We start from the raw sequence: 7,877 nt of genomic DNA, 5'->3' as shown, positions 1-7,877 counted from the left end.
GCAGCGGCTGCATCGCAACCAAACTTTGCTGCAAATTTCGTGCCATCGCACTTTTCCTGCCCGCCTCCGTTTGAAAATTTCTTTCGGCTCATGCCCAAAGGGTTTTCAGACGGCTTTTTTTTCTTGTTCGCCCCGTTTGCGGAGGTTTAGCACGATATGACGTTTTCCGGCCGGATTTCGCAGATTTTCGGATTTGTTCCCGCCTGTGTTTCACGGATACAGCAAACGGGCTGGCCGAGCTTATATGCATATTCCAAACCTTTTGCAACCTTTTATGATAAAAAGGCGTAGCAATGTTACTAACGGTGGTGAGTTTGTTGTTTTTCCGCCCGTATCGGTTAAGAGGCCGTCTGAAAGCAGGTTTTCAGACGGCCTCTGTTTACACAAAAAAGACGGCCTGCGCGGGGCAGGCCATCTGAAAAACATCCGTGTCAGATGAGGTTGAGGTCGCTGACGCGGTCGAAGATGTGGTCGGGCTTGTTGCCTTCTTCGTAGAGCTGGATGCGCAGGCGCAGGTCGTTGGCGGAGTCGGCCTGGCGGATGGCTTCGTCGTAGTCTATGGTGCCGGCGACATAGAGGTCGAAGAGGTGTTGGTCGAAGGTTTGCATGCCGTCGCCCTGGCCGCGCGTCATGAGGTCTTTGATGCCCAACAGGTCGCCTTTGAATACCAAATCCTGCACGGCGGGGGTGTTGATCATCAAATCGACGATGGCGGTGCGGCCTTTGCCGCCTTTTTTGACGACGAGACGCTGGCCGATGATGCCGACGAGGTTCATGGCCAGGTCGATCAGAACCTGTTTGTGCCGCTCTTCGGGGTACAGGTTCATAATGCGTTCGATGGTTTGGTTGGCGGTGGTGGCGTGGATGGTGAAGATGCAGAGGTGGCCGGTTTGGGCAAGTTGGAGGGCGTATTCCATGCTTTCCACGGAACGCACCTCGCCGACGCAGACGACGTCGGGGGCTTGGCGCATCGCGCTTTGCACGGCGATTTCCCAGCTTTCGGTGTCGATGCCGATTTCGCGCTGGGTGATGATCGAGCGGCGGGGGACGTGCAGATACTCGATGGGGTCTTCGATGGTGATGATGTGGCCGGGAAGGTTGCGGTTGCGGTGGTCGAGCATGGCGGCCATGGAGGTGGATTTACCGGAGCCGGTCGCGCCCGCCAGGATGAGCAGGCCGCGTTTCTGCATGACGAGTTCTTTGAGTTTGAGGGGCAGGGCGAGATCTTCCACGGAGGGGATTTCGGTGTTGATGCGGCGCATGACGAGGCCGCAGCGACCTTGTTCGTGGTAGGAGTTGACGCGGTAGCGCACGTTGCCTTTGGACTGCACGGAATAGTTGATTTCGTGGGCGCGGACGTATTCTTCGCGCTGGGCGGCGTTCATGGTGGAGGCGACAATCTGCTCGGTTTCGGCGGGGGTGAGGGCGGGCAGGGGCACGGGGATGAGGTTGCCGTCGATTTTTACCGAGGGGGGAAAGCCGGAGCTGATGAAGATGTCGGACGCGCCGCGTTTTTCGGCTTCTTCGCACATGCGCGCCAGGATGGGGTGCAGGTGCTGGCCGATGGCGGCGGGGCTTTCGTTGGCGAGGTGGGGGTTATTGTCGGACGAGTAGTCGGACACGATTTCGTTCAACAGGCCGTTGAGGTCTTGCGGGATTGAGCTCATGGTGGTTCTCCGTGATCCGTTGCGGGTTACATGTAGTCGGCGTTTTGTGCTTTGGCGCGGGCGGTTTCCTGGGAAATCACGCCGGTGCGCACGAGGTTTTGCAGCGACTGGTCGAGGGTCTGCATGCCGTACTGCTGGCCGGTTTGCAGGGCGGAGCCGATTTGGGCGATTTTGTTTTCGCGGATGAGGTTGCGCACGGCGGCGGTGGAAATCAGGATTTCGTGGGCGGCGACGCGGCCTTGTCCGTCGCGGGTTTTCAGCAGGGTTTGCGAAATAACGGCACGCAGGGATTCGGACAGCATGGAGCGCACCATTTCTTTTTCGCCGGCGGGGAATACGTCCACGATACGGTCGACGGTTTTGGCCGCGCCGGTGGTGTGCAGGGTGCCGAACACCAGGTGGCCGGTTTCGGCGGCGGTGAGGGCGAGGCCGATGGTTTCGGGGTCGCGCATCTCGCCCACGAGGATAACATCCGGGTCTTCACGCAGGGCGGAGCGCAGGGCGTTGGCGAAGCTGTGGGTGTGTTCGTGCAGCTCGCGCTGGTTGATGAGGCATTTTTTGCTCTCGTGGACAAACTCGATCGGGTCTTCGATGGTGAGGATGTGGGAGGACTGGGTTTCGTTGACGTAGTTGATCATGGCCGCCAGCGTGGTGGATTTGCCCGAGCCGGTAGGGCCGGTAACCAGCACGAGGCCGCGCGGGTTGTCGGAGATTTTCTGGAAGATGCGCGGGGCTTTGAGGTCGTCGAGCGTCAGCACTTTGCTGGGAATGGTACGGAACACGGCGGCGGGGCCGCGGTTGGTGTTGAAGGCGTTGACACGGAAGCGGGCGACGTTGGGCAGCTCAAAGGAGAAGTCGGTTTCCAGGTTTTGCTGGTAGTTTTTGCGCTGCAAGTCGTTCATCACCGACGTTACCATGTGGCCGACTTCTTCGGCGTTCATTTCCGGCAGGTTGATGCGGCGGATGTCGCCGTGAACGCGGATCATCGGCGGCAGGCCGGAGGAGAGGTGTAAGTCGGACGCTTTGTTTTTCACGCCGAATGCGAGCAAGTCGGTAATTTGCATAATGTGGCCCTTGTCTTTTTCAGTTACAATTTCTTGCAAAAAATAACGCCCATTTTAATTAAGAACGCCGTTTTATTCCATGCAAATCTGCACAAATCGGTAAATTCCAGTCCAATCAGGCAATTATCATGGTAACCCTGCAACACAATTATCAGAATCTGGTGCAAAAGCTGGCGGCGGCGGCGCAAAAGGCGGGCAGGCCGTCTGAAAGCGTGCGCCTGGTGGCGGTGTCGAAAACCTTTCCGGCGGACGACATCCGCGCGGTGTATGCCGCCGGAGCGCGCGATTTCGGCGAAAACTATATACAGGAATGGCTGGCCAAAGCCGACGATCTGGCCGATCTGCCCGATATTGTGTGGCACATTATCGGCGACGTGCAGTCGAACAAAACCAAAGCCGTGGCCGAGCGCGCCCATTGGGTGCACACCATAGGCCGTCTGAAAACCGCGCAGCGGCTGAGTGCGCAGCGGCCGTCTGAAATGCCGCCTTTGCAGGTGTGCGTCGAAGTGAACATTGCGGGTGAGGCGGCTAAACACGGCGTGCCGCCCGCAGAGGCCGTCGCGCTGGCTTGCGAGGTTGCCAAACTGCCCAATCTGCGCGTGCGCGGGCTGATGTGCGTGGCCGAAGCGGGAGCGGACGGGGCGGCGTTGGCCGAACAGTTCGGCACAATGCAAAAGCTGCTGGCGGATTTGAACGCGGTGGGCGTGGCGGCGGACGTGCTGTCGATGGGCATGTCGGGCGACTGGGAAACGGCGGTTGCCTGCGGCGCGACGCATGTGCGCATCGGCAGCGCGGTATTCGGGCGGCGCGACTACGGGGCGGCCGCAAGGCAAAAGTCCGTCTGAAAAATGCAAACGGCCGACCAAACCCTTGCCGCGCTGTGCGCCGAAGCGCAGACCCTGCCGACCGTTCTCGATTTTGCCGACGAGCTGCGCTTCATCCGCACCCTGTTGCGGCTTGCGCCGCACAAACTGCGCTGCAACGGAAACCTCCTTGCGCTGCTGGAACACATCGCCGAATCCCACCGCCATAACGGCATTTTCGCCGCCGCGCCCGAACACGCCGCAGAGCTTTGCGCCTACACCGAATGGCTGAGACGCGGCGCGCAGGTTTGGCAAACCGATACCACCCCTACGCCGACGGTTTGGACACGGATTTCTACGGCAAACCTTTGGCAAAGGCCGTCTGAAAAAACTGTTTTTCAGACGGCCTCAACCATGCAAAACCGATTTCTATATATATATATAATATATATAAGGAGCGAAACATGAACATCTATTTCCTCGGCGGCGGCAATATGGCCTCCGCCATTGCGGGCGGTTTGGTGAAACAGGGCGGCTACAAGGTGCACCTTGCCGACCGCAGCGCAGCCACACGCGAACGCTTGGTGAAAGAACTCGGCGTGTCCGTGTCCGAAACCCTGCCCGAATTGGGCGCGGACGACGTGCTGGTACTGGCCGTCAAACCGCAGGACATGCAGGCCGCCTGCGCGGGCGTGAAAACCGGCGGCGCGCTGGTGCTCTCCGTGGCCGCCGGTTTGAGCATTGCCACCCTTTCCGCTTATCTCGGCGGCACGCGCCGCATTGTGCGCGTGATGCCCAACACCCCCGCCAAAATCGGCATGGGCGTCTCCGGCCTGTTTTCAGACGGCCTCTCCGATGCCGACAAGGCCGTGGCCGAGCGCATCATGCAAAGCGTCGGCCAAACCGTCTGGCTCGAGAGCGAAGACAAAATGCACAACATCACCGGCATCAGCGGCAGCGGCCCGGCCTATGTCTTCTACCTGCTCGAAGCCCTGCAAACCGCCGCCGAACAACAAGGATTCAGCCGCGAAGACGCACGCAAACTCAGCCTCGCCACCTTCCGAGGCGCGGTCGAACTGGCCGCGCAAACCGGCGAAGACTTCACAGTATTGCGCCAAAACGTTACCTCCAAAGGCGGCACCACCCACGAGGCCGTCGAAACCTTCAAAGCCGAACACGTCGCCGAAGCCATTGCCAAAGGCGCGGCAGCCTGCGTGGCGCGTTCGCGGGAAATGGAACAACAGTTTCAGGCCGTCTGAAAAACGCGGCTGCGGCACGCCGCATGCCCTGCCGATTAAGAAATGTAAGCGGATTGCAAAACAAAAGTTAAAAGGATAATCCGTGCTATCATGCGCGCCACCCGTCGGAGCACGGGTGGTTTTTTTCGGTGCGATGCGCCACATCATATTGATTAAAAAAGTTTTATCACAAACCGATAGAGAGGCAACCATGGCCAAACTGACCGAACAGGACATCATCGACTGGAACGGCCCGGAAGACGAATACATGAACGAAGACCAGCTTGCATTCTTCCGCGAGCTGCTGCTCAAACAACAGGAAGAACTGATTGCCAACGCAACCGACACCGCCGCCGAGTTGAAAAAACACGAAACCGCCCCCGACCCCGCCGACCGCGCCACGCAGGAAGAAGAATACGCGCTGGAATTGCGCACCCGCGACCGCGAACGCAAACTGCTGAACAAAATCCAAGACACCATCCGCCTCATCGACCAGGGCGAATACGGCTACTGCCGCGACACCGGCGAACCCATCGGCCTCAAACGCCTGCTCGCCCGCCCCACCGCCACCCTGTCCGTCGAAGCGCAGGAGCGGCGCGAACGCATGAAAAAACAGTTCGCCGACTAAAAACCCGTATTCACCGTCCCGGCGCACCGCCCATACCGAAAAGGCCGTCTGAAAAAATGTTTTTCAGACGGCCTCTGTTGTAGCCGGGGTCTGTTGACATTCGACTTTTGCAGCGGATTTTGCGTCATAAAACGGCAGATGCAAGGCGCAAACCGCAGCAAGGTTGGACACCTTGCGGGGATTTGCAACGCGGCAGATGCCGTTTAGGGCGTAAAAGCCGCCGAAACGTTGATTGTCAACAGACCCTAATCTGTATAATCCCGCCGTTTACACCAGCCCGCCCAAAGCCGTCATGAACATCTTTTACGAAGAATCCGGACAATTCAAAACCGCCCGCATCGTCCAAAAAACCGAAGCCGCCTACCAGGCCGACACCCTCAGCGGCAAACGCGCCAAAATCAAAGCCGCCAACGTCTTCACCGAATTCGACGGCGACCCCGCCGCCTTCCTCGCCGCCGCGCAGGCCGAAGCCGCGCAGATCGATACCGGCCTGCTGTGGGAAACCGGCGGCGCGGAAGAATTCACCGCCGCCGAAGCCGCCGCCGAATACTACGGCCGCGCCCCGTCCAAAACCGAGCTGGCCGCCACCCTCATCGCCCTCTACGCCGCCCCGATGTACTTCTACAAAAAGGGCAAAGGCATCTTCAAAGCCGCCCCCGAAGACACCCTCAAACAAGCCCTGGCCGCCATCGAGCGCAAAAAACAGCAGGACGCGCAAATCGAAGACTGGACAGGCCGTCTGAAAAACGGCGAACTGCCCGCCGAAATCGCCGTCGAACTCAAAACCATCCTCCACGCCCCCGACAAACAAAGCCCCGCCTACAAAGCCTTCGCCAAAGCCGCCGACGCGCTCAAACTCAGCCACTACGAACTGGCGCGACACACCGGCGGCATCCCCTCCCTGCCCCAATACCTGCGCGAAGGCTTCGAGCTGCGCCAATACCCCCAAGGCGTGCAGCCCCCCGCCACCCCCCTGCCCGAACTGCCCGAGCTGCCCCTTGCCGAAAACGTGCGCGCCTTCTCTATCGACGACGAATCCACCACCGAAGTGGACGACGCCCTCTCCGTACAAGACCTGCCCGACGGAAAAAAACGCGTCGGCATCCACATCGCCGCCCCCGCCCTTTCCGAAGCCATCGAAGCCACCGTCTTCCAACGCCAAAGCACCGCCTACTTCCCCGGCGGCAAAATCACCATGCTGCCCGACAACTGGATCGCCGCATTCAGCCTCGACGCCGGACGCACTCCGCCCGCCCTCAGCCTCTATTTCGACGTAGACGCCGACTTCCAAATCACCAACCCCGTCTGCAAAACCGAACGCGTCGCCATCGCCCACAACCTGCGCATCCAACACATCGAACCCCACTTCAACCGCGAAACCGGCACACAGGGCGGCAACGCCTTCCCCCATCACAACGACCTCGCCTGGCTTTACCGCCTCGCCATAGAACGGCAAAAACAGCGCGGCAGATACGAACCCGACCGCCCCGTGCAATACGACTGCGGCATCGAACTGCTCCCCGACGGCCGCGTCGCCGTAACCCGACGCGAGCGCAACTCCCCCATCGACACCCTCGTCAGCGAAATGATGATCCTCGCCAACAGCACCTGGGCGCAAATGCTCGACGAAGCCGGCCTGCCCGGCCTCTTCCGCGTCCAACCCGCCCCCGGCAAAGTGCGCATGAGCACCCGCGCCGAAGCCCACATCGGCATGGGCGTTGCCCACTACGGCTGGTTCACCTCCCCCCTGCGCCGCGCCGCCGACTGGGTCAACCAGCGGCAGCTCATCGCCCTGACCGGCGGCAGCGAACCCCGTTTTGAAAAAAACGACCCCGCCCTCTTCGCCCAACTGCGCGACTTTGAAACCGCCTACACCGCCTGCCAGGACTTCCAGCGCGAACTCGAACACTATTGGAGCCTCGTCTGGCTGCAACAGAACAACGCCGCCGAAACCGAAGCCGCCGTCCTCAAAGACGACCTCGTCCGCCTCACCGGCCTGCCCCTCACCGTCCGCGCCACCGGCCTCCCCGTCGAACTGCCCCCGCGCACCACCGTCAAACTGCGCATCACCGGCCTCGACCCCGAAAACCGCTTCATCGCCCTGAACTACCTCAACGCCGTGGCATAAGGCCGCCCGCCCGTTAAAAAGGCCGTCTGAAAATCTGTTTTTCAGACGGCCTTTTGCCGCTTTGTAGGGTGTGTGGCGCAGCCACGCACGCGGTTTGGGCTGTGGAAACGCGCAAATTTGTCGGGCGGCAGAAAACGCGTGCGCCGCCTCAGGGCGACACACCCTACCCCGCTGCATCAGACGGTAGTAGGTTGGGTCTTGACCCAACACTTCCCGATCGTCCGATGATGTCGGGTCGGAACCCAACCTACCTGATTGAACCTACTCCAAGTTCTGTAGGTCGGGCATTTATGCCCGACCTACACGAAAGGCCGTCTGAAAGCTGCGTTTTCAGACGGCCTCTGCGCTT

At 60.2% G+C, this 7,877-nt stretch carries 7 protein-coding genes; 5 read left to right on the top strand and 2 right to left on the bottom strand.

Annotation, left to right across the window (positions count from 1 at the left end; all coding sequences use genetic code 11):
* Positions 1–431: 431 nt before the first annotated feature.
* Together H3L91_RS01420 and H3L91_RS01415 are read right to left on the bottom strand one after the other, a co-directional pair.
* Positions 432–1,667 (bottom strand): PilT/PilU family type 4a pilus ATPase, encoded by a 1,236-nt coding sequence (locus tag H3L91_RS01420; RefSeq protein WP_007341629.1) that lies wholly within the window; start codon positions 1,665–1,667, stop codon positions 432–434.
* 26 nt (positions 1,668–1,693) lie between these two features.
* Positions 1,694–2,731: a type IV pilus twitching motility protein PilT gene (locus H3L91_RS01415; RefSeq protein ID WP_040659291.1), complete on the bottom strand. Its 1,038-nt coding sequence runs from the start codon at positions 2,729–2,731 to the stop codon at positions 1,694–1,696.
* Positions 2,732–2,859: 128 nt separating this feature from the next.
* On the opposite strand from H3L91_RS01415, the gene H3L91_RS01410 reads away from it, so the two are divergent.
* The 5 genes from H3L91_RS01410 to H3L91_RS01390 all read left to right on the top strand — a co-directional run bounded on the left by H3L91_RS01410 (position 2,860) and on the right by H3L91_RS01390 (position 7,528).
* On the top strand, positions 2,860–3,576 hold the full coding sequence (locus H3L91_RS01410) for a YggS family pyridoxal phosphate-dependent enzyme (RefSeq protein WP_007341627.1): 717 nt from the start codon (positions 2,860–2,862) through the stop codon (positions 3,574–3,576).
* A 3-nt stretch (positions 3,577–3,579) separates the two neighbouring features.
* Positions 3,580–4,002, top strand: coding sequence for a hypothetical protein (locus H3L91_RS01405; protein WP_182109853.1), 423 nt, complete (start codon positions 3,580–3,582; stop codon positions 4,000–4,002).
* The gene (proC, locus tag H3L91_RS01400) at positions 3,999–4,793 is read left to right on the top strand and encodes a pyrroline-5-carboxylate reductase (protein ID WP_007341625.1); all 795 of its coding nucleotides are present in this window, start codon (positions 3,999–4,001) and stop codon (positions 4,791–4,793) included. The genes H3L91_RS01405 and proC overlap by 4 nt, the downstream gene beginning before the upstream one ends.
* Positions 4,794–4,983: 190 nt before the next feature.
* Positions 4,984–5,400, top strand: coding sequence for an RNA polymerase-binding protein DksA (dksA, locus tag H3L91_RS01395; RefSeq protein WP_040658554.1), 417 nt, complete (start codon positions 4,984–4,986; stop codon positions 5,398–5,400).
* 292 nt (positions 5,401–5,692) lie between these two features.
* A complete protein-coding gene (locus H3L91_RS01390; protein WP_040658552.1) occupies positions 5,693–7,528 on the top strand; it encodes a ribonuclease catalytic domain-containing protein in 1,836 nt (611 codons plus the stop codon).
* Positions 7,529–7,877: the final 349 nt, after the last annotated feature.

The sequence above is a fragment of the Neisseria bacilliformis genome, from assembly GCF_014055025.1.
Taxonomy (GTDB): domain Bacteria; phylum Pseudomonadota; class Gammaproteobacteria; order Burkholderiales; family Neisseriaceae; genus Neisseria; species Neisseria bacilliformis.
The sequence above is the reverse complement of the archived record's forward strand: the minus strand, read 5'-3'. Positions and strand labels throughout refer to the sequence as shown.

Coding starts and splice junctions, on each gene's coding strand:
- H3L91_RS01420 (WP_007341629.1), bottom strand. CDS start 1,667: ATGAGCTCAATCCCGCAAGACCTCAACGGCCTGTTGAACGAAATCGTG.
- H3L91_RS01415 (WP_040659291.1), bottom strand. CDS start 2,731: ATGCAAATTACCGACTTGCTCGCATTCGGCGTGAAAAACAAAGCGTCC.
- H3L91_RS01410 (WP_007341627.1), top strand. CDS start 2,860: ATGGTAACCCTGCAACACAATTATCAGAATCTGGTGCAAAAGCTGGCG.
- H3L91_RS01405 (WP_182109853.1), top strand. CDS start 3,580: ATGCAAACGGCCGACCAAACCCTTGCCGCGCTGTGCGCCGAAGCGCAG.
- proC (WP_007341625.1), top strand. CDS start 3,999: ATGAACATCTATTTCCTCGGCGGCGGCAATATGGCCTCCGCCATTGCG.
- dksA (WP_040658554.1), top strand. CDS start 4,984: ATGGCCAAACTGACCGAACAGGACATCATCGACTGGAACGGCCCGGAA.
- H3L91_RS01390 (WP_040658552.1), top strand. CDS start 5,693: ATGAACATCTTTTACGAAGAATCCGGACAATTCAAAACCGCCCGCATC.